Origin of the sequence: Streptomyces flavovariabilis, assembly GCF_000725785.1 — a bacterium.
GTDB lineage: Bacteria > Actinomycetota > Actinomycetes > Streptomycetales > Streptomycetaceae > Streptomyces > Streptomyces hawaiiensis.
In genome coordinates, this window is sequence record NZ_JNXD01000002.1 from 85876 (window position 1) to 105453 (window position 19578).

Annotated in this window: 18 protein-coding genes and 1 pseudogene; 12 read left to right on the forward strand and 7 right to left on the reverse strand. The window is 71.7% G+C overall.

The window, feature by feature from the left end; translation table 11 throughout:
• Nucleotides 1-22 precede the first annotated feature (22 nt).
• Nucleotides 23-250 (forward strand): DUF3107 domain-containing protein, encoded by a 228-nt coding sequence (locus IO24_RS0105380; protein ID WP_030854792.1) that lies wholly within the window; start codon nucleotides 23-25, stop codon nucleotides 248-250.
• 226 nt (nucleotides 251-476) lie between these two features.
• Nucleotides 477-746, forward strand: a complete 270-nt coding sequence (locus IO24_RS0105385) for a hypothetical protein (RefSeq protein ID WP_031132397.1) — start codon at nucleotides 477-479, stop codon at nucleotides 744-746.
• A 147-nt stretch (nucleotides 747-893) separates the two neighbouring features.
• On the opposite strand, the gene IO24_RS0105390 is transcribed toward IO24_RS0105385, so the two are convergent.
• Nucleotides 894-1643: a ferritin-like fold-containing protein gene (locus IO24_RS0105390; protein ID WP_031132399.1), complete on the reverse strand. Its 750-nt coding sequence runs from the start codon at nucleotides 1641-1643 to the stop codon at nucleotides 894-896.
• Nucleotides 1644-2118: 475 nt separating this feature from the next.
• Between IO24_RS0105390 and IO24_RS40375 the strand changes: the two are divergent.
• Nucleotides 2119-4609: pseudogene (locus IO24_RS40375) on the forward strand (DEAD/DEAH box helicase).
• Entirely contained in the window at nucleotides 4539-5411 is an 873-nt protein-coding gene (locus tag IO24_RS0105400; protein ID WP_031132401.1) for an alpha/beta fold hydrolase, read from the forward strand. The pseudogene IO24_RS40375 and the gene IO24_RS0105400 overlap by 71 nt, the downstream one beginning before the upstream one ends.
• A gap of 105 nt (nucleotides 5412-5516) precedes the next feature.
• Here IO24_RS0105400 and IO24_RS0105405 read toward each other — a convergent pair whose 3' ends face one another.
• Nucleotides 5517-6410 carry an NYN domain-containing protein gene (locus IO24_RS0105405; protein WP_037667473.1) on the reverse strand — a complete coding sequence of 298 codons (894 nt, stop codon included), beginning with the start codon at nucleotides 6408-6410 and terminating at the stop codon, nucleotides 5517-5519.
• A 228-nt stretch (nucleotides 6411-6638) separates the two neighbouring features.
• On the opposite strand from IO24_RS0105405, the gene IO24_RS44245 reads away from it, so the two are divergent.
• Nucleotides 6639-6791 (forward strand): hypothetical protein, encoded by a 153-nt coding sequence (locus IO24_RS44245; protein WP_094057445.1) that lies wholly within the window; start codon nucleotides 6639-6641, stop codon nucleotides 6789-6791.
• A 133-nt stretch (nucleotides 6792-6924) separates the two neighbouring features.
• A complete protein-coding gene (locus IO24_RS0105415) occupies nucleotides 6925-9054 on the forward strand; it encodes a trypsin-like serine peptidase (protein WP_031132404.1) in 2130 nt (709 codons plus the stop codon).
• A gap of 9 nt (nucleotides 9055-9063) precedes the next feature.
• Here the strand turns inward: IO24_RS0105415 and IO24_RS0105420 are convergent, their stop codons facing one another.
• From IO24_RS0105420 to IO24_RS0105430, 3 genes are all read right to left on the reverse strand, one after another.
• A complete protein-coding gene (locus IO24_RS0105420; protein WP_031132406.1) occupies nucleotides 9064-9669 on the reverse strand; it encodes a MarC family protein in 606 nt (201 codons plus the stop codon).
• 107 nt (nucleotides 9670-9776) lie between these two features.
• Nucleotides 9777-10637, reverse strand: a complete 861-nt coding sequence (locus IO24_RS0105425) for a PHP domain-containing protein (protein WP_031132408.1) — start codon at nucleotides 10635-10637, stop codon at nucleotides 9777-9779.
• Nucleotides 10638-10766: 129 nt separating this feature from the next.
• On the reverse strand, nucleotides 10767-11408 hold the full coding sequence (locus IO24_RS0105430) for a DUF6758 family protein (RefSeq protein WP_031132410.1): 642 nt from the start codon (nucleotides 11406-11408) through the stop codon (nucleotides 10767-10769).
• 160 nt (nucleotides 11409-11568) lie between these two features.
• Between IO24_RS0105430 and IO24_RS0105435 the strand changes: the two genes are divergently transcribed.
• The gene (locus tag IO24_RS0105435) at nucleotides 11569-12792 is read left to right on the forward strand and encodes an MFS transporter (RefSeq protein ID WP_031132412.1); all 1224 of its coding nucleotides are present in this window, start codon (nucleotides 11569-11571) and stop codon (nucleotides 12790-12792) included.
• A 30-nt stretch (nucleotides 12793-12822) separates the two neighbouring features.
• On the opposite strand, the gene IO24_RS0105440 is transcribed toward IO24_RS0105435, so the two are convergent.
• Nucleotides 12823-13407 carry a suppressor of fused domain protein gene (locus tag IO24_RS0105440; protein WP_031132414.1) on the reverse strand — a complete coding sequence of 195 codons (585 nt, stop codon included), beginning with the start codon at nucleotides 13405-13407 and terminating at the stop codon, nucleotides 12823-12825.
• 455 nt (nucleotides 13408-13862) lie between these two features.
• On the opposite strand from IO24_RS0105440, the gene IO24_RS0105445 reads away from it, so the two are divergent.
• Nucleotides 13863-14978, forward strand: coding sequence for a magnesium and cobalt transport protein CorA (locus IO24_RS0105445; RefSeq protein ID WP_031132416.1), 1116 nt, complete (start codon nucleotides 13863-13865; stop codon nucleotides 14976-14978).
• Nucleotides 14979-15001: 23 nt separating this feature from the next.
• Nucleotides 15002-15511 (forward strand): hypothetical protein, encoded by a 510-nt coding sequence (locus IO24_RS0105450; protein WP_031132418.1) that lies wholly within the window; start codon nucleotides 15002-15004, stop codon nucleotides 15509-15511.
• Nucleotides 15512-15515: 4 nt separating this feature from the next.
• On the opposite strand, the gene IO24_RS0105455 is transcribed toward IO24_RS0105450, so the two are convergent.
• Nucleotides 15516-16277 (reverse strand): hypothetical protein, encoded by a 762-nt coding sequence (locus IO24_RS0105455; RefSeq protein ID WP_031132419.1) that lies wholly within the window; start codon nucleotides 16275-16277, stop codon nucleotides 15516-15518.
• Between the two features lie 225 nt (nucleotides 16278-16502).
• Between IO24_RS0105455 and IO24_RS0105460 the strand changes: the two genes are divergently transcribed.
• The 3 genes from IO24_RS0105460 to IO24_RS0105470 are packed head-to-tail and all read left to right on the forward strand — an operon-like array spanning nucleotide 16503 to nucleotide 19551.
• Complete coding sequence (locus tag IO24_RS0105460; RefSeq protein WP_031132420.1) at nucleotides 16503-17786, forward strand: magnesium transporter MgtE N-terminal domain-containing protein; 1284 nt, start codon at nucleotides 16503-16505, stop codon at nucleotides 17784-17786.
• Nucleotides 17776-18375: a DUF1003 domain-containing protein gene (locus tag IO24_RS0105465; protein WP_031132422.1), complete on the forward strand. Its 600-nt coding sequence runs from the start codon at nucleotides 17776-17778 to the stop codon at nucleotides 18373-18375. Before IO24_RS0105460 ends, IO24_RS0105465 begins: the two co-directional genes overlap by 11 nt.
• A gap of 42 nt (nucleotides 18376-18417) precedes the next feature.
• Nucleotides 18418-19551: an Mrp/NBP35 family ATP-binding protein gene (locus tag IO24_RS0105470; RefSeq protein WP_031132425.1), complete on the forward strand. Its 1134-nt coding sequence runs from the start codon at nucleotides 18418-18420 to the stop codon at nucleotides 19549-19551.
• The last annotated feature ends 27 nt before the right edge of the window (nucleotides 19552-19578 follow it).

Consider the following 19578-nt stretch of genomic DNA (forward strand, 5'->3'; position numbering starts at 1 on the left):
TGACCGTCGGAGGGACATAGCCGTGGAGGTCAAGATCGGCGTGCAGCACGCGCCCCGCGAGATCGTTCTGGAGAGCGGTCAGACCGCCGAGGAAGTCGAGCGCGTGGTCGCCGAGGCACTGGCCGGGAAGTCGCAGCTGCTGAGCCTCGTGGACGAGCACGGCCGCAAGCTCCTCGTCCCGGCCGACCGTCTCGCGTACGTCGAGATCGGTGAGCCGGCCCCGCGCAAGGTGGGCTTCGGCGCGCTGTAGGCGCATGCATGCAGCGGGGCGGGGCGGCTTCGGCCGCCCCGCCCCGTTTGCGTTGCCCTCGTTCGGACACCCCTTCTGCGTTGCCCTCGGACTCCCCTTGCGGCGCACCGCTTCCTCCACGGATGGCGCACAAGTCGCCCACAGAGGTGGATTGGATTCCGCAGGTCAGGGGTAAGACGGGCTACGACCGATTTGGGTAGGCCGGCGATGTGGGAGGGACCCCGACATGCTCCTGGAAGCGCTGAGCTCCGCGATCCTCGGCCTGGCTCTGGCGTGGGCGGCCACACACCGCCTGCCGCACCGTCTCCCGGCCCGCCACATGGTGCTGTCGACCGGCGTCGCCGGTGCCCTGTTCGGGTCCTTCGTCATGCACAGCGCGCTGGACGCCGGGCACGTGCTGCTCGTCCTGCTCGGCGCGGTGATCGTCTCGGTGGCGTCGCTGTCGCTGCTGCTGCGCCCCGCGGGAAGACTGCGCCGCCGATCGGCGACCGCCTGAGGGGTCGCCGATGGTGGCGGCTCCGATGAAGAAGTGGACCGTCCGGGACAGCCACGGCCTGTCGTCTACGTCATTGCCGGCGTCGCGGGGCTCGGGTCGGCTGAACGGCGCGGCCTCTCTCGGCCGACCTGATCCGAGCGACAGGTCCTAGGCGGCCAGCCCCAGTGCGGCCATCCGCTTGGTGTGGGCCTCGGTGATCCGGGAGAACATCTTGCCGACCTCGGCGAGGTCGAAGCCGTCCGCGACACCGCCCACCAGCATGGTCGACAGCGCGTCCCGGTCGGCGACCACCCGCTGGGACTGCGACAGGGCCTCGCCCATCAGCCGCCGCGCCCACAGCGCGAGCCGCCCGCCCACACGCGGGTCGGCGTCGATCGCGGCCCGCACCTTCTCCACGGCGAAGCCGCCGTGCCCCGTGTCGTCGAGCACGGCCAGCACCAGGCTGCGGGAGTCGGAGTCCAGCCGGGCGGCGACCTCCCGGTAGAAGTCGCTGGCGATGGAGTCGCCCACGTAGGCCTTGACGAGGCCCTCCAGCCAGTCCGAAGGGGCCGTCTGCTTGTGGAACCCGTCGTACGCGGCGACGAACGGCTCCATCGCCCGCGTCGGCTCCTCCCCGATCTCGGCGAGCCGGTCGCGCAGCCTCTCGAAGTGGTGGAACTCCGCGGACGCCATCTTCGCCAGCTCCGCCTTGTCCGCCAGCGTCGGCGCCAGTTTGGCGTCCTCCGCGAGCCGCTCGAACGCCGCCAGCTCGCCGTACGCGAGCGCACCGAGCAGGTCCACGACCGCGGCGCGGTACTGCGGGTCGGCGGAGGCCGTCGCCCAGTCCCGGGCGGCGACTGAGGTCTGTTCTGCGGCGGCGGTGTCCGAGGCGTTCTCAGGCTTGTCAGAGCTCGTCATAAAGCGCACCATAGCCCGCCCGCCGGGAGGCGTAAGGCCCTGGTCAATCACTGTGACGACGACTACGTGACCGAATCGGCCATCGCATGTGCGGGATTCCGGGGTATGGTGGTAATGCGCCTGCTGGTACGTCGACGTACCTCGACAGGCCGCACGTATGAGGATGCCCGGTCGGTGGCCCGATCGGCTCCGACCCGACAGCCCTCCCCGGCCGTCCGCCACAGTGCGTACGAGACCCGGAGGGGGACACCCTCAGCGGCACGAGCGCTAGAGCGTCGGCGCGGTCCCGTGCTCTACGGCCCGCCCGTAGGCAGCCGACGTCCCCGGCACGGTCTGACACGACCCCGCGCTCGCCTCGCGCCGCCCACACAGAAGAGGCAGCACCCTGACTACGTTCCGAGAGCTCGGAATCCTCCCCGAGACCGCCGAGGCCCTGGAGGCCGTCGGCATCATCACTCCCTTCCCCATCCAGGAGATGACGCTCCCCGTCGCCCTGACGGGCAAGGACGTCATCGGCCAGGCCAAGACCGGCACCGGCAAGACGCTGGGCTTCGGCCTCCCGCTCCTCGAGCGCGTCACCGTCCCCGCCGACGTCGAGGCCGGCCGCGCCGAGCCGGAAGACCTCACCGAGGCCCCGCAGGCGCTCGTCGTCGTCCCCACGCGCGAGCTGTGCACGCAGGTCACCAACGACCTGCTGACCGCGGGCAAGGTGCGCAACGTCCGCGTCCTCGCCATCTACGGCGGCCGGGCCTACGAGCCCCAGGTCGAGGCCCTGAAGAAGGGCGTCGACGTGGTCGTCGGCACCCCGGGCCGGCTCCTCGACCTCGCCGGGCAGAAGAAGCTGAACCTGAAGCACGTCAAGAGCCTGGTCCTCGACGAGGCCGACGAGATGCTCGACCTGGGCTTCCTGCCCGACGTCGAGAAGATCATCAACATGCTGCCGGTGCGGCGCCAGACCATGCTGTTCTCGGCCACCATGCCGGGCGCGGTCATCGGACTGGCCCGCCGTTACATGTCGCAGCCCACGCACATCTCCGCCACCTCGCCGGACGACGCGGGCGCGACGGTCGCGAACACGAAGCAGTTCATCTACCGCGCGCACAACATGGACAAGCCCGAGATGGTGGCGCGCATACTGCAGGCCGACGGCCGGGGACTGGTCATGGTCTTCTGCCGCACCAAGCGCACGGCGGCCGACCTGGCCGACCAGCTCAAGCAGCGCGGCTTCGCCTCCGGCGCGGTCCACGGCGACCTCGGCCAGGGCGCCCGCGAGCAGGCCCTGCGCGCCTTCCGCAACGGCAAGGTGGACGTGCTCGTCTGCACCGATGTCGCCGCCCGCGGCATCGACGTCGAGGGCGTGACACACGTCATCAACTACCAGTCGCCGGAAGAGGAGAAGACGTACCTGCACCGCATCGGCCGGACCGGCCGCGCGGGCGCGAAGGGTACGGCGATCACGCTGGTCGACTGGGACGACATCCCGCGCTGGCAGCTGATCAACAAGGCGCTGGACCTGGGCTTCAGCGACCCGCCGGAGACGTACTCCACCTCTCCGCACTTCTACTCCGACCTCGGCATTCCCGAGGGCACGAAGGGTGTCCTGCCGCGCTCGGAGCGTACGCGCGCCGGGCTGGACGCGGAGGAGCTGGAGGACCTGGGCGAGCCGGGCGGCCGCGGGCCGCGCGGTCGCGGCGGCCGAGGTGGCCGCGGCGACCGGGACGAGTCCCGCTCGGCCGACCGCGAGCGGTCGTCGCGTACGCCGCGTCGCCGCCGCCGTACGCGCGGCGGTGCCACGGTGGACGGGGCGCCCGAGTCCGTCGGCGCCCCCGCACCGGCCGCTACGGTCACCGATGGCTCCATCGAGGCAGACGCCGTGACGGCTCCGCGCACCCCGCGCCGCCGCCGTCGCACCCGCGGCGGGGCCCAGTCCGAGGCGGCCCCGGTCGCGCCGGTCGAGTCCCCCGTGTCCGAGCAGGCCGAGTCCGCCGTCGCGACGGCGGAGGGCACGGCTGCGGAGACCCCTGAGACGGCCGCGAAGCCGCGCCGGCGCCGTACGCGCCGGTCGGAGACGCCGGCGGTGGAGACCGAGGCCGCGGTGACGCCGTCGGACGCGGAGCCGGCGCTCGTCGCCGAGACCCCGGCCGCCGCCGATGCCGCGCTGCCCGAGGCTGCCGCCGCCAGGCCGCGCCGCCGCACCCGCAAGGCCACGGCGGCGTCCGCGGCCGAGTCGGCGGTCGACACGGCCGAGGGGACCACCGAGTCCGCGCCGGAGCCGACGGAGACGAAGCCGCGTCGTACCCGCAAGACGGCCGCGAAGGCCGAGGCGAGCGTCGACACGGCCGAGGCGACCGAGGCCAAACCGCGCCGCACCCGCAAGACGGCCGCAGCGGCGGAGGACACGGCCGAGGCGAAGCCCGGGCGCACGCGCAAGGCGACGGCGGCCGAGGAGGCCGTCGACACGGCGGAGGCCACCGAGGCCAAGCCGCGCCGCCGCACCCGCAAGGCGGCCGAGCCCGCGGCCACGGCCGAGGCGACGGATGCCGCGGAGGCCAAGCCGCGTCGCACGCGCAAGGCCGCCGCAGCGGCCGAGGAGGCCGTCGACACGGCCGAAGGCACGGAGGCCAAGCCGCGCCGCCGCACCCGCAAGGCCGCCGAGCCCGCCCCGGCCGCCGCCGAGATCCCGGCTCAGACGGGCCGCCGCAGCGGCCGAGGGCGCCGTCGACACGGCCGAAGGCACGGAGGCCAAGCCGCGCCGCCGCACCCGCAAGGCCGCCGAGCCCGCCCCGGCCGCCGCCGAGATCCCGGCTCAGACGGGCCCGGCTCCCCTCACAGGGAGCCGGGCCGTCGGCATTCACCCGGGGCACGGGCCCGCCCACCAGCCGCTACCCTCGCCCCGTGACCAGCCACCCCGCCTTCCCTCCGCCCCCGGGCGCCCGTGCCTACCCCCTGCGCACCTCGCGCGGTGAGTTCGCCGTCGTCGACTCGTCGCCGAAGGCCGGTGTGGAGGGCAGGGGAGTCGCCTTGATGCTGCCCGGGTTCACCGGGAGCAAGGAGGACTTCAGGTTGGTCCACGAGCCGCTCGCAGAGCGGGGGTACCGGGTCGTCGCCGTGGACGGGCGGGGGCAGCACGAGTCGGACGGCCCTCTGGACGACGAATCCGCCTACTCCCAGCGGGAACTGGCGCAGGACGTGCTCGCGCAGGCCGATGCGCTGGGCGGGCCCGTGCACCTCGTCGGGCACTCCCTCGGCGGGCAGATCGCCCGTGCGGCCGTGCTGCTCGACCACTCCCCCTTCGTCTCCTTCACCCTGGTCTCGTCCGGCCCGGCGGAGATCTCCGTCTCCCAGCAGCAGCGCGTGAAGCTGCTGCGGGACGCGCTCGCCGTGCTGTCGATGGAGAAGGTGTGGGAGGCCATCCAGGCCATGGGGCCGCCGGAGGACGTAGGCGGGCCCGCCCGCGGCCTCGGTGACCAGGACCAGTTGCGCCGCCGCTGGCTGGGCCACAGTCCTGCCCAACTGCTCGCGACGGGGCGCCAGTTGTGCACCGAGCCGGACCGCGTGGCCGAACTCGCCGAGGTTCCGCTGCCGTTCCACGTCCTGTCGGGCGCGCACGACGACACCTGGCCGGTGGCGGTCCTCGACGACATGGCCCTGCGGCTGAACGCACGCCGCACGGTCATCACGGGCGCGGAGCACTCCCCCAACGCCGACCGGCCCCTGCCGACGGCCCTCGCCCTCGCCGACTTCTGGGACGGCATCGGACCGGCCTGACCACCTCGCCGACTCCCGGGACAGCATCGGACCCGCCCAACCGGCTCGCCGACTCCCGGGACCGCGCAGGGCCGGCCTGGCAACCCCGCCGACTCCCGGGGCGGCCTAGTACTGCGTCCGCAGGTGATCCCAGAAGCCGTCCCGCAGCGCCCGCCGCAGGTCCGCCTGGCCGCGCAGTGAGTACTGCAGGAGGCCCTCCGCCTCCACGAGCAGGTCCTGGTCCACCGAGCCGGGCAGGTACGGGTGCCCGGGCAGCAGCTCCACCAGCGTGTCCCGGCCGCGTGCCGCCAGCCACTTCGCGGCGATCTGCGCGCCCACGAACCGCACGTCCTCGCGGGTGGGCCGGCCCGCGGCCGTCTCGTAGGCGGGGGCCGTGCGGCGGGAGACGTACGGCTTGAAGAAGTCGAGGTCGAAGGTGCGCTGGCTGTCGACCTCCCACAGGAGGGGTTCCGCCTGGTTGCGGCCCTCCGGTGCCTCGATGCCCCAGAGGTGGACCCGGGCGCCGTACCCCTGGGCCGCCTCGACCGCCGACACCAGGTCCTCGTCGCCGCCGAGCAGGGCCGCGTCGCTGATGGCGCGGTGCCGGGCGAGGGACTCCAGGTCGGAGCGGATGAGGGAGTCGACGCCCTTCTGCTGGTTGTTGGCGTTGAGGTTGCCGAGCCGCACCTTGACGTCCGGCAGTTCCGCGATGGTCTGCTGCTCGGCCGTGTGGATGCGGCGGCGGGCGCCGTCGTACCAGTAGACGCGCAGCAGCCGGCTGTCCGCGAAGATCGTGCGGGCCGTGTCGATGAGCGCGTCGATCAGGCCCTCGGCGTCCAGGTCGAACGCCCGGCGGTCCTCGGTACCGGCGACGAGGCGTCCCGCAGCCGCGTACAGATACCCGGCATCGACGAAGATCGCGTGGGTGGAGGGCGTCTTCGCCACCTCGGCGAGCATGCGCTGGAGCAGCTCGTTGGTGCGGTCGATGCGGGCGCTGAGGGGCGCGAGGTCGTCGTTCATCAGCTCCATTGTCCCGGCGGTCACGCTGCGAACACAACCGGTCCCGGTCGGTCCCGTAACCACACTCTTACGGCTTGGTAATTAGCCGTTCGAAAAATTTCCTTAGCGTAGGGAATGTTTGACCCCCGCATCCCTGTTGACCCATATGGAACACCGGGCACGAGAGCCCGGTGGACCGCACACCGAGTAGTTCTCCTCAGGAGGATGACCAGACGAAGGGAGAAGCCCTTGCGCTTCGAAATCATGCGACTCGACGACGTCGACGGCACACCTGTGGACACGACCGTCGTGGACGCCGCCTCCGTCAACCGCATCGTTCAGCAGGCGGCAGCCATAGGGCAGCGCCTCTGGATCCGCCCGGCCGAGACCACGGCCTCATAACGCGCGCAGCTCTCCCACACTTCGCAGCCCCCGCCCGGCATCGGCCGAGCGGGGGCTCCGCTGTTGCGGACCTCCGTGGCCGGGGGCGTACTGGCTGAGGGGCACAGCACACACCAGAACAGGACGGTGGACCATGTCGGTGACGGACCTGTCGCACAAGGAGCTGCACGAGCAGGCCGCCGACGAGGCCGCGCGGCGCTACGTGGACTCCGCCGCGGAGCGCGAACGGGTGGAAGGCCGGCTGGCCGCCGGTGTGCGGTTCCCGGACTCCCCGGACGCGCTCGCCGTGCGCGCCGACCGGATCCTCGACCGGGGCGGTCTGTCGGCCTCGTCGGTGGTGGCGGACATCCACCGCGAGGCCATGGACCTGCCCGACGCCTACGAGCGGATCATCGACCTCTCCAACGAGCTCCAGGCCTGGAGCTTCCTGCCGCGCGGGGTCAGGGCCGGGGCCACGGTCGCCCGGATCACCCTGCGGCGCGACGGCCGCGAGCTGCCGCACGGCACCGGCTTCCTGGTCTCGCCGCGGCTGATGATGACCAACCACCACGTCCTGCCCGACGAGGCCTTCGCCCGCCGCTGCTTCGTGGAGTTCAACGCCCAGGTCACGGCGGACAACCTGCCCGACACCGTCGTCCGGATGGAGCTCGACCCAGGGGCCTTCTTCGCGGCGGACCGGCGGCTCGACTTCGCCCTGGTGGCGGTGGCGCCCGCCCCGGACGGCCCGGCCCCGGGCGAGATCTTCGGGTGGAACCGGCTGAGCGTGCAGATCGGCAAACTGGTGCTCGGCGAGAAGGTGAACATCATCGGCCATCCGCAGGGGCGGCTGAAGGAGATCGCGCTGCGCGACAACGCGGTGCTGGTCCGCCTCGACGACTTCGTCCACTACAAGACCGACACCGAGCCGGGGAACTCCGGCTCCCCCGTCTTCAACGACCAGTGGGAGGTCGTGGCGCTGCACCACAGCGGCGTGCCGAAGAAGGACGGCCAGGGCCGTGTCCTGCGCAAGGACGGCCGGCCCTGGCAGCAGGGCGACGGCGACGACGCCATCGAGTGGGTCGCCAACGAGGGCGTCCGGATCAGCTCGATCCTCAAGCACCTGGCCGGGCTGGACCTCGACGCGGGACGGCGTGCCCTGCTGACCGAGATGGGCCCGGACACCGGACTGGACCGGGCCATGGCCACCGCGCCGGCCCTCGGGTCGCCCGTCGCCGCGCCCCGGCCCGACAGGCCGGCGCCCGCAGGAGGCCGCACCGCCCCGTCGGCCCCAGCGACCCCAGCGGCCCCAGCGGCCCCGGTGTCCGTCCCCACGACCGGGAGCGAGACCGCGGCCCGCAGACCCCAGGTCGGGCTCCGGGCCCGCGGTACCGCCTTCGGCGGCCGTCAGCACGTGGTCTTCCTGCACGGCCGGGACCAGCAGGACAACCACCCCGACGATCTCCGCCGCACCTGGACGGCCGGCCTGAACCGCGGCCTCACCCTCGCGGGCCTGCACCCGCTCGACCCGGAGGACGTGTGGTTCCCGTTCTACGGCACGAGACTGCACGACCTCGTGAGCGGCGGGGAGAGCGCCGCCGAGTCCATCGGCCTCGACCGGGTGAGCGCCGCCGCTGCCGCCGAGGTGTTCGCTTCGCAGTCGCCCGCGGGCTCCTACGAGCGGCTGCTCTACGAGGCGGCCGCCCGGGCCGGCATGCCCCAGAACGGTCCGGCGACCACGGAGGGCTTCGGCGCGGGCCTGGTCGGGGCGCTGCACCGGCCGCTGAGCTGGCTCGCGGCCAAGTCGGACCTGGACGAGTGGACCATCGCCACGTTCCTGCGGGATGTCGACCTGTACCTCGGCGACAGCGCCGTGCGCCAGGCGGTGCTGGACAGCGTCATGGAGACGATGCCCACCAGCGGCGAGCTGGTGCTCGTCACGCACAGCCTGGGCACGGTCGTGGGCATGGACCTCCTGGCCCGGCTGCCCGACGGCCTCGACCCGGTCCTGCTCGTCACCGCGGGCAGCCCGCTCGGCCTGGACGGCGTCAACGAGCGGCTCCTCGCCCGCGGCCCGCACCGGCCGCCCGGGGTGCGTGACTGGGTCAACGTCTGGTGCCCCACCGACGCGGTGGCCATCGGCTGCCCCCTGGAGGACGAACGGTGGGGGAAGCTCACCCAGCTGGCCGTCCCCAACGCCCGCGAGCGCGCGCACAGGATGGACGAGTACCTCGGCCACCCGGGCCCGGCCCGGGAGATCCGCGGCGTCCTGACCCGCCAGGCCTGACGCGGACCGTCAGCTCCCCTGGATCACCTGCGTGACGCCGTTGATGATCTGCTGCACGGCGATCGCGGAGAGCATCATGCCCGCGAGCCGGGTCACGAGGACGACACCGCCGTCCTTGATGATCCGGATGATCACCAGCGAGTACCGCATCACCAGCCACAGCACGACGTGGATGGCCAGGATCGCCGCCCACACGGACACCTGCGTGGCGGCGCTGTGGGCCTTCTGCACGGCGAGGATGACCGACACGATCGCCCCGGGCCCGGCCAGCAGGGGCATGCCCAGCGGTACGAGGGCGACGTTGACGTCCTTGGTCTGCTTCGGCTCGTCGGTCTTGCCGGTGAGCAGGTCCAGCGCGATCAGCAGAAGCAGCAGACCGCCCGCGATCATCAGCGCGGGCACGGACACGTGCAGGTAGTTCAGGATCTGGTGCCCGAGGAGCCCGAACACGGTGATCACACCACCGGCGACACACACGGCCTGGAAGGCCATCCGCTTCTGCACCTTGCCGGGCCGGCCGGCGGTGAGCGCGAGGAAGATCGGTGTGATCCCGGGGGGATCCATGATGACGAAGAGGGTCAGGAACAGGGAGCCGAAGACGGCGAGGTCGAACATGAGTGAGCCTTGCGCAGGGGGCTGCCGCTGTGGCCGGGCCGTTCGCGGGAACGGGTGGGCACAGCGCGCGGTGCCGGGTGGGAGAGAAACGGACCTACAGGGAAACCTCAGGCGACCCCGCCGGCCCCCGGCACGGGAAACGCCCCGAAGGCCCGCCGCGTGATCTCCCCGTACACCTCGGGATCCGTCGTGTACTCCCCGAGCACGCACGTCTTCCGGCTGCCGTGGTAGTCCGACGACCCGGTCACGAGAAGACCGAGCTCCTTCGCCAGCCCCCGCAGCCGCGCACGCGTCTCGGCGTCGTGGTCCATGTGGTCGACCTCGATGCCGTCCAGCCCGGCCGCGGCCATCTCGGCGATGGCGGCCTCCGGCACCGTGAGCCCCCGCTTGCTGGCCCCGGGATGAGCGAACACCGCGACCCCGCCCGCACCCTTGATCAGCCGGATCGCCTCGAAGGGGTCGGTCTCGTGCTTCTCCACGAAGACCCGGCCGCCGTCGGCCAGCCAGTCCTGCGTGAAGGCGTCGTTCACGGTCGGCACGACACCCAGCTCGACGAGCGCGCTCGCCACGTGCGGGCGCCCGACCGACCCGTCACCGGCGATCCGTGCCACCTGCTCCCACGTCACGGGAACGCCCAGCTCCTGAAGCTTGGCGATCATGCCCTGGGCGCGCGGCACCCGGTCGTCCCGGACCAGCTCCCGCTCGGCGAGCAGCGCCGGCTCCTCGGCGTCGAAGAGGTAGGCCAGCATGTGCATGCTGATCCCGTCGATCCGGCAGGAGAGCTCGGCCCCGGTGACCAGAGTGACTCCCTCGGGCAGCGCGGCGATCGCCTCGGCATGCCCGCGGGTGGTGTCGTGATCGGTGAGCGCGACGACGTCCAGCCCGGCCACAGCGGCCTTGCGCACGAGCTCGGCGGGCGAGTCCGTCCCGTCGGAAGCGGTGGAGTGGGTGTGCAGATCGATACGCACGACACGGACTCCAGACACGGGCGGGACGACGGGACTGCTCAAGGATAACCAGCTTTTCGACGCCCCCCTGTCACACCCGAACCAGGCAGGCGCCCCCTACACACCCCTTGCAGACGTCCCCTGCACCCCTCAGGCTCCCAGCAGGCGCGGCGACAAGGCGCCGCACGGCACCAGCTCGACCTCGGCGCCGGCGTCCCGCAGATCCGTCAGCACGAGCTCGTCGTACATCAGCAGCCCGGACTGCTCGGGCCACACCACGGCCCAGAGCCACATCCCCAGCGCCTCACCGGCGAAGACGGCCCGGTCGTCCGGCGCCCCGGCCACGTGCCACAGCGGCGTGGGGCGCCCGGCGGCGAGCACCTTCGCCTGAGGCGGTTTCTCGACGTTCATGTGCGGCCCCGGGTCGGGACCGTCCATGCCCGCGTACCGCGCCCCGAGTCCGACCCCGAGCTCCTCGGCCACCAGGATCAGCTCGCCCATCCCGCCGAGCGGCCCGGGTCCCGTGCAGGCGACGGCCGTCGCGCGGCCGCCCGTGCGGTCGTCCCCCGCGCAGGCCACCCCGGTGAACAGCCACCCGACCGGCAGCGGCCACGGCATCCACAGCGGCACCCGGGTGCGGTGCACCACGACGTCGAGGGCGTCGACGCTCGGCGGTATCACGGGCTGCACCGGATGGACGGTGCCGTGCGCATCGCACTGCCACGAGTCGGAGAAGAGGCCGGGAGCCCTGACCCGGCCACCGCACTTCGGGCAACTGGGTTCGCCCCTCATAGGGCCCCACGGTCCTACCCCCGCCCCGCCGCGTCAAGGACGATCACCCATCCGGACGGAACCCGTCACCACCCGCACTAGATGTAGCTTGCATTAATTAGCCTCGCTAACTTAGTATGTGTATATACCAACTATCCGCGCTTGAGAAAGGGAGCAAGCAATGGACCCCTTCGACGCCGGAGCGGGCGGCCTCCTGAAGCAGCCCAAGTCCGTATGGGCGACCGCCGGGGCGTCGGTCGTCGCCTTCATGGGCATCGGGCTCGTCGACCCGATCCTGCCGTCCATCGCCCAGGGCCTCGACGCCACGGCGAGCCAGGTCTCCCTGCTCTTCACCTCGTACTTCCTCATCACCGCCGTCGCGATGCTGGTGACGGGCTTCGTCTCCAGCCGGATCGGCGGCCGCAAGACCCTGCTGCTCGGCCTCGCGTTCGTCGTGGTGTTCGCCGGACTCGCGGGCACCTCCGGCTCCGTCGGCGAACTGGTCGGATTCCGGGCCGGATGGGGCCTCGGCAACGCTCTGTTCGTCTCCACGGCCCTCGCGGTCATCGTCGGCGCGGCGGCCGGCGGCAGCGCCGCGGCGATCCTGCTGTACGAGTCGGCTCTCGGCCTCGGCATGGCCTGCGGTCCGCTGCTGGGCGCCCTGCTCGGCGACGCCAGCTGGCGCTACCCGTTCTTCGGCACGGCGTTCCTGATGGCCATCGGATTCCTGTGCATCACGGTGTTCCTGAAGGAGCAGCCGACGCCGGCCCGCAAGACCTCGCTCCTGGACCCGATCAAGGCCCTCGGCCACGGCGGCCTCGCCTCCGCGGCGGTCTCGGCGTTCTTCTACAACTACACGTTCTTCACCGTGCTGGCCTTCACGCCGTTCGTGCTGAACATGAGCCCGTACCGGTCGGGAGCGGTGTTCTTCGCCTGGGGTCTGCTGCTCGCCGTCTTCTCGGTGATCGTGGCGCCCCGGCTCCAGAAGCGGTTCGGTTCGCTGAAGGTGCTCGGCGGTTCGCTGGTGCTGCTCGCGGCCGACGTGCTGGTGCTCGGCTACGGCTCCCACACCACGGCCGTCGTCTGCACGATCCTGTCCGGCGCCTTCATCGGCGTGAACAACACCGTCTACACCGAGCTGGCCCTCGGCGTCTCGGACGCCCCCCGGCCGGTGGCGAGCGCGGGCTACAACTTCGTGCGCTGGTTCGCGGCGGCGGCCGCTCCGTACTTCGCGCCGAAGATCGAGGAGTGGACCGACATCCACATCCCGTTCGTGGTGGCGGCACTCACCGCGGTCGCGGGCGCGGTCGTGGTGGTCGTGCGGCGGAAGGCCCTCACATACGAAGCCGAGGAGCTGGAGCCGAAGCACGCGACCGAGGACGGCGTCACCGTGTTCGCCAACTGACGCCTCGCGAACGAGGGTTGGTGAGCTTGCTCACTCCAGCGGGACGGACTTCCGGGACGGATCCCGGAGGTCCGTCCCCTGGTTCAGCCACCTCTCCTGGAGCGCCTGGGCGCCGTGCACCCGCTTCCAGGCCGCCTCGTTCGGGGTCATCGGCAGCAGCGGCAGGAACCGCACCGGGTCGAGGGGCTCGTCGAGCTCCAGGTCCTCGACCAGACCGCCCGGCTCGGCGACCAGGACCGAGGTGAACGGGGCGCCCGGCCACAGCGGCTCACCGACGTCGAGGGACGCCCCGGGAGCCACGACCAGACCCTCCACCTGCGGAGACGCCGCCAGCACGGCGAGCGGCCGGAGCACCTTGCCGGTGTCGGCGCGCCCGGTACGGACCGAGAGGACCAGCTCGGCGCGCGGGCCCTTGACCGGGTCGGCGACCACCGCCGTGGGGTCCGTCATGGGATGCGCGGACATGCCGAGCGTGGCGTAGCGGACGATGTCGCCCTCCTGGAAGCGGAGCACCTCGATACGGTCCGTGCCCAGGAAGGTGACGGCCGCGCGCGCGTCCGGTTCGCCCAGCGCCGTGCGCAACCGGGCTTCGACCAGAGGAAGAACATCTGCCATGCGGCGAGCATAGAACTCGTCAGTAGCGGGCAAAGCAGCACCTTGACAGTTGTGCCGGCTGCTACTCTTGCCCGGTGGTTCGGGGTAGCACGCAGAAGCGTCGCGATCAAGCCCCGACGCCGAAGGAACTCCCTTACGAGGGACCGGCCGGAGGAGGTGGGGCTGCAATGGATCGAAGTCGACCGTGCAGTAGCACCACGCTCTTCGCGCCGCCGATGTAGCTGCTTCTGTCTCTGGCTGCCACCTCTCGCACTCGCTTCACCGCGGAAGAGCGCTTCGTTTCGCTTTGCCTGATCTGCCTCAGTAGCTGAATCAGTAACGAAACCGGCCACCGCGACGGTGCGGTGCTCCCCGCTTTGTGGACGTGCCAAACATCAGTAGTCACTACGTCCTCATTCCGGGTGGTTCCACCCGTCGCCGGCGCCGTTCGTTGCCTGCCCGCGAAGGAGCCCGCCATGTCGATGATCCGCGACCTGCGCGCTGTCGTCCGTCCGTCCCGTGTGTCACTGCGCAAGGACGGCGGGACGTACGACGCCACCCGCAGCCCCGGGGCGGCCACGGCCGTCGTCGACTGCGCCGTCTACCGGGACGGCCGCCGCGTCGAGACCGAGACCGCCCTGACCCCGCACGAGGCGGTGCGCCTGGTGCGCCGCGACGGGGGTTTCGTGTGGATCGGCCTGCACGAGCCGACGGAGGCCGAATTCTCCGGCATCGCGGGCGAGTTCGGGCTGCACCCGCTGGCCGTGGAGGACGCCGTCCAGGCCCACCAGCGACCCAAGCTGGAGCGCTACGACGACTCCCTGTTCACGGTCTTCAAGACCATCCACTACGTCGAGCACGACCAGCTCGACGCCAACAGCGAGGTCGTCGAGTCCGGCGAGGTCATGTGCTTCACCGGACGGGACTTCTTCATCACCGTCCGGCACGGCGGACAGGGCTCCCTGCGGGCCCTCAGGCACCGCCTCCAGGACGACCCCGAGCTGCTCGCCAAGGGCCCCTCGGCCGTGCTGCACGCCATCGCCGACCACGTCGTCGACGGGTACATCGCCGTCGCCGACGCGGTGCAGGACGACATCGACGAGGTCGAGACCGAGGTGTTCTCCCCGGGGCGCAAGGGCGCTCCGCGCGGTTCGGACGCCGGGCGGATCTACCAACTCAAGCGCGAGGTGCTGGAGTTCAAGCGGGCCGTGTCGCCGCTGCTGCGGCCCATGCAGCTGCTGAGCGAGCGGCCGATGCGGCTGATCGACCCGGACATCCAGAAGTACTTCCGGGACGTCGCCGACCACCTGGCCCGCGTCCAGGAGCAGGTCCTCGGGTTCGACGAGCTGCTCAACTCCATCCTCCAGGCCAACCTCGCGCAGGCGTCCGTCGCCCAGAACGAGGACATGCGGAAGATCACCTCATGGGCCGCGATCATCGCCGTGCCGACGATGGTGTGCGGCGTGTACGGCATGAACTTCGACCACATGCCGGAGCTGCACTGGCGCTACGGCTATCCGGTGATCCTGGGCTTCACCGTGGTCGTCTGCCTCGGCATCCACCGCACGCTGAAGCGGAACGGATGGCTGTGAGCAGCCTGGTTAGGCTGGGTCCCATGACAAGCGAGCTGCTCGACCAGGCCCTCGTCGAGGAGGCCACGAAGAAGTCCGGCCTCGTCTGGGTCCAGGGCCCCGACGGCCCGGCGCGCGCGCTGTGGCACGTGTGGCACGAGGGTGCCGCGTGCCTGGTCGGCGACGGGCCGGGCGAGCAGCCGCTGCCGGGGCTGGCCGACGGCACCGAGGCGAAGGTGACGGTCCGCAGCAAGGACAAGGGCGGCCGACTGGTCACCTGGACGGCGCGGGTCACCCAGCTCGAACCGGGCTCCGAGGCGTGGGACGCGGCGGTCGCCGAGCTGAAGGGCAAACGGCTGAACGCGCCCGACGGCGAGGCCGTGCCCGAGCGCTGGGCCCGCGAGTGCCGGGTGCTGCGCCTGGAACCGACGGGGGCGACGGCGCCCCTGCCCGACGGCTCCCTGTCCGAGCCGCCCCTGCCGTCCCCGGCGCTCACCCGCCGGCCCGTCCCGGCCGGCCTGCCGCGCCTGCTGCTGAAGAAGCGCAAGACGTGACGGCCTAGGACGCCGGCAGCTGCCGGCCGTAGTCCACCGTCTCGTTCTTCTCCGGCTCCCTGAGGGAGAAGTCCTCACCCCAGCCGGAGAACGTGAGGGTGCCCGCGCCACCGGCCCGCTCCAGGCGCAGCGGATACGGCTTGCCCTCGAGGGACACCTCCAGCGTGCCGCCGGAGCCCTTGTCGCCGGTGACGCGGATGGTGCGGACGCCGGCCTCCTCGTCGTGGCCGTCCGTGGCGAGCGTCCCGTGCAGGGTCAGCAGACCGTCGAGGAGGAGAGCTTTGTCCGTGAAACCGCTGAACTTCTTGTACGAGGGGTCGCCCTGCGGCACCTTCACGAACTTGCCGCCGAGCTTGGAGGCCGCCGCCGCGTCCCCCTTGCCGTCCCCGCCCTGGCCGCTGCCGTGACTCCAGAACTCGGCGCCCGCCATGACGTAGAGCTGCTCGCCGATGCGCAGCAGCTTGAAGGTCGCGCCCTTCGAGGTGACGGAACCGTCGCCGCCGTCGTCCTTCAGTCGCATGTCGAGCGCGTAGGTCCGCCCGCCGCTGACGACGTTGCCGTGCACCCGGACCGCCCCGGCGGACTCGGCGGCCGACCGGGTCTGCCCCTGGATCTTGGCGGCGGGGAGTCTGCCGACCCCGTTGGTGCCCTCGTTCGGATCCTCCGCGCAGCCGGTGATCACCGTTCCCGTCGCGAGCAACGCGCACGTCGCGCTGGCGAGTGCGGCACTGCGGCTGCGGCTGCGGCTCTGGCGAATCGGAGTCACAGGTGGGGCTGCCTCTCTGACGGGAGACCTGAACGGCGTACCGCAGGGTACCGGGGTCGTGCGGGCAGATCGGAGCCAGTCCGTCCGGACCGCCCGCCGACGCGGCCCCGATCGGGACGGGCTAGCCTGAAGCCCACCCGAGCGGGCAATTCGGAAGACACAGGCACAAAGACAGCCGCACAGACAGCCACCACGAACCACCCCGCACGAAAAGGAGCCGCGGCCATGGCAGCGGGCGTCCCCCGGATCTTCGTATCGCACCTCCAAGGTGTCGCCGTCTTCGACCCAGCCGGCGACCAGGTGGGGCGGGTGCGCGATCTGGTCGTCATGCTGCGGATGGGTCAGCGACCGCCGAGGCTGCTCGGCCTCGTCGTCGAACTCGCCACCCGCCGCCGTATCTTCCTGCCGATGACCCGGGTCACCGCGATCCAGTCCGGCCAGATCATCACCACCGGCGTGCTCAACGTCCGGCGCTTCGAGCAGCGGCCCACCGAGCGGCTGGTCTTCGGGGAGCTGCTGGACCGGCGGGTGACGCTCACCGAGGCCGGTGAGGAGGTCACCGTTCTCGACCTGTCGGTGCATCAGCTGCCGGCCCGCCGGGAGTGGGAGATCGACCGGGTCTTCGTCCGCAAGGGCAGGAAGGGCAGCGCGTTCCGGCGTGCCAAGGGCGAGGCGCTGACCGTCGAGTGGACGGCCGTCACCGGCTTCACCCTGGAGGAGCAGGGGCAGGGCGCCGAGAACCTGCTGGCCACCTTCGAGCAGCTGCGCCCCGCCGACCTGGCCAACGTCCTGCACCACCTCTCCCCCAAGCGCCGGGCCGAGGTCGCCGCCGCCCTCGACGACGACCGGCTGGCCGATGTGCTGGAGGAGCTGCCGGAGGACGACCAGATCGAGATCCTCGGCAAGCTGAAGGAGGAGCGCGCAGCGGACGTCCTGGAGGCCATGGACCCCGACGACGCGGCCGACCTGCTGGGCGAGCTGCCGACGGACGAGCAGGAGCGGCTGCTGAGCCTGATGCAGCCCGGCGACGCGGCCGACATGCGCCGCCTCATGTCGTACGAGGACCGCACGGCGGGCGGTCTGATGACCACCGAGCCGATCGTGCTGCGCCCGGATGCCAGCGTCGCCGACGCCCTGGCCCGGGTCCGCAACCGCGACCTCTCCCCCGCTCTCGCCGCCCAGGTGTACGTGTGCCGGCCCCCGGACGAGACGCCGACCGGCAAGTACCTGGGCACGGTCCACTTCCAGCGCCTGCTGCGCGAACCACCGCCCTCCCTGGTCAGCTCCATCCTGGACAACGACCTGCAGCCGCTCGACCCCGAGGCGGAGCTGCCCGCCATCGCGGGCTTCTTCGCCACGTACGACATGGTCGCGGCGCCCGTCGTCGACGAGGCCGGCTCCTTGCTGGGCGCGGTGACCGTGGACGACGTACTCGACCACATGCTCCCGGAGGACTGGCGGGAGACGGAGTTCCACCTGGACGAGGAGGTGGCGACCGATGGTTCCTGAGCGCGAGAGCATGCGCGAACGCACCCCGGCGGGCGCCACGGCCGCCTCCCGGCCGCGCACCACCCGCCTCGACCAGCCGCTGCCGCGCCGGCGCCGGATCCTGCCCGAGTACGACCCGGAGGCCTTCGGGCGGCTGTCGGAACGCATCGCGCGCTTCCTGGGCACCGGGCGGTTCATCGTCTGGATGACGGTCGCCATCATCCTGTGGGTGGTGTGGAACATCTTCGCGCCGCGCGGCCTGCGCTTCGACGAGTACCCGTTCATCTTCCTGACCCTGATGCTGTCCCTCCAGGCCTCCTACGCCGCCCCGCTGATCCTCCTCGCGCAGAACCGGCAGGACGACCGGGACCGGGTCAACCTGGAGCAGGACCGCAAGCAGAACGAGCGGTCGATCGCGGACACCGAGTACCTGACGCGCGAGATCGCCGCCCTGCGCATCGGTCTGGGCGAGGTCGCCACCCGCGACTGGATCCGCTCGGAGCTGCAGGACACGATCAAGGAGATGGAGGAACGGCAGAACGGCCACCGTCACGACCCCGTCGTATTCCCGGCGGAACGGTCACGGGGACGTGACGCAGACGACCGGTGAGACGCTTTCCTACGCACCGGTACAGCGCCGTACCATCGTCCTATGGCTACGGAAGACGCGGTGCGCGAGGCACTGGCGACGGTGAACGACCCCGAGATCCACAAGCCCATCACCGACCTCGGGATGGTCAAGTCCGTTGAGATCGGCGCGGACGGGGCGGTCGCGGTCACCGTGTACCTCACGGTCTCGGGCTGCCCGATGCGGGAGACGATCACGCAACGCGTGACCGACGCGGTCTCCGCGGTCGAGGGCGTCACCCGCGTCGACGTCACGCTCGACGTGATGAGCGACGAGCAGCGCAAGGAACTGGCGTCCGCCCTGCGCGGCGGCCAGACCGAGCGCGAGGTGCCCTTCGCCAAGCCCGGCAGCCTCACCCGCGTCTACGCGGTCGCCTCCGGCAAGGGCGGCGTCGGCAAGTCCTCGGTGACGGTCAACCTGGCCGCGGCGATGGCGGCCGACGGCCTCAAGGTCGGTGTCGTCGACGCCGACATCTACGGCCACTCCGTGCCGCGCATGCTGGGCGCCGACGGCCGTCCCACCCAGGTCGAGAACATGATCATGCCGCCGTCGGCGAACGGCGTGAAGGTCATCTCCATCGGCATGTTCACCCCGGGCAACGCCCCGGTCGTCTGGCGCGGCCCGATGCTCCACCGCGCCCTCCAGCAGTTCCTGGCGGACGTGTACTGGGGCGACCTGGACGTGCTGCTCCTGGACCTGCCGCCCGGCACCGGCGACATCGCGATCTCCGTCGCCCAGCTGGTCCCGAACGCCGAGATCCTCGTCGTCACGACCCCTCAGCAGGCGGCGGCCGAGGTCGCCGAACGCGCGGGCTCCATCGCCGTCCAGACCCACCAGAAGATCGTCGGCGTGGTCGAGAACATGTCGGGCCTGCCCTGCCCGCACTGCGACGAGATGGTCGACGTCTTCGGCACGGGCGGCGGCCAGACGGTCGCCGACGGCCTGACCCGCACGACCGGCACGAACGTCCCGGTCCTCGGCAGCATCCCCATCGACGTGCGCCTCCGCGAGGGCGGCGACGACGGCAGGCCGGTCGTCCTGACGGACCCGGACTCCCCGGCGGGCTCGGCGCTGCGAGCGATCGCCGGAAAGCTCGGAGGGCGGCAGCGGGGCCTGTCGGGCCTGTCGCTGGGGATCACTCCGAGGAACAAGTTCTAGATCAAGAAGCCCTGGGGGGCGGCGCCC

Bases quoted from the DNA above. Each gene is read 5' to 3' on its own strand.
- IO24_RS0105435 (WP_031132412.1), top strand. From the start codon at position 11,569: ATGGACCCCTTCGACGCCGGAGCGGGCGGCCTCCTGAAGCAGCCCAAG.
- IO24_RS0105440 (WP_031132414.1), bottom strand. From the start codon at position 13,407: ATGGCAGATGTTCTTCCTCTGGTCGAAGCCCGGTTGCGCACGGCGCTG.
- IO24_RS0105385 (WP_031132397.1), top strand. From the start codon at position 477: ATGCTCCTGGAAGCGCTGAGCTCCGCGATCCTCGGCCTGGCTCTGGCG.
- IO24_RS0105390 (WP_031132399.1), bottom strand. From the start codon at position 1,643: ATGACGAGCTCTGACAAGCCTGAGAACGCCTCGGACACCGCCGCCGCA.
- IO24_RS0105405 (WP_037667473.1), bottom strand. From the start codon at position 6,410: ATGAACGACGACCTCGCGCCCCTCAGCGCCCGCATCGACCGCACCAAC.
- IO24_RS0105450 (WP_031132418.1), top strand. From the start codon at position 15,002: ATGACAAGCGAGCTGCTCGACCAGGCCCTCGTCGAGGAGGCCACGAAG.
- IO24_RS0105470 (WP_031132425.1), top strand. From the start codon at position 18,418: ATGGCTACGGAAGACGCGGTGCGCGAGGCACTGGCGACGGTGAACGAC.
- IO24_RS0105460 (WP_031132420.1), top strand. From the start codon at position 16,503: ATGGCAGCGGGCGTCCCCCGGATCTTCGTATCGCACCTCCAAGGTGTC.
- IO24_RS0105465 (WP_031132422.1), top strand. From the start codon at position 17,776: ATGGTTCCTGAGCGCGAGAGCATGCGCGAACGCACCCCGGCGGGCGCC.
- IO24_RS0105445 (WP_031132416.1), top strand. From the start codon at position 13,863: ATGTCGATGATCCGCGACCTGCGCGCTGTCGTCCGTCCGTCCCGTGTG.
- IO24_RS0105415 (WP_031132404.1), top strand. From the start codon at position 6,925: ATGTCGGTGACGGACCTGTCGCACAAGGAGCTGCACGAGCAGGCCGCC.
- IO24_RS0105430 (WP_031132410.1), bottom strand. From the start codon at position 11,408: ATGAGGGGCGAACCCAGTTGCCCGAAGTGCGGTGGCCGGGTCAGGGCT.
- IO24_RS0105420 (WP_031132406.1), bottom strand. From the start codon at position 9,669: ATGTTCGACCTCGCCGTCTTCGGCTCCCTGTTCCTGACCCTCTTCGTC.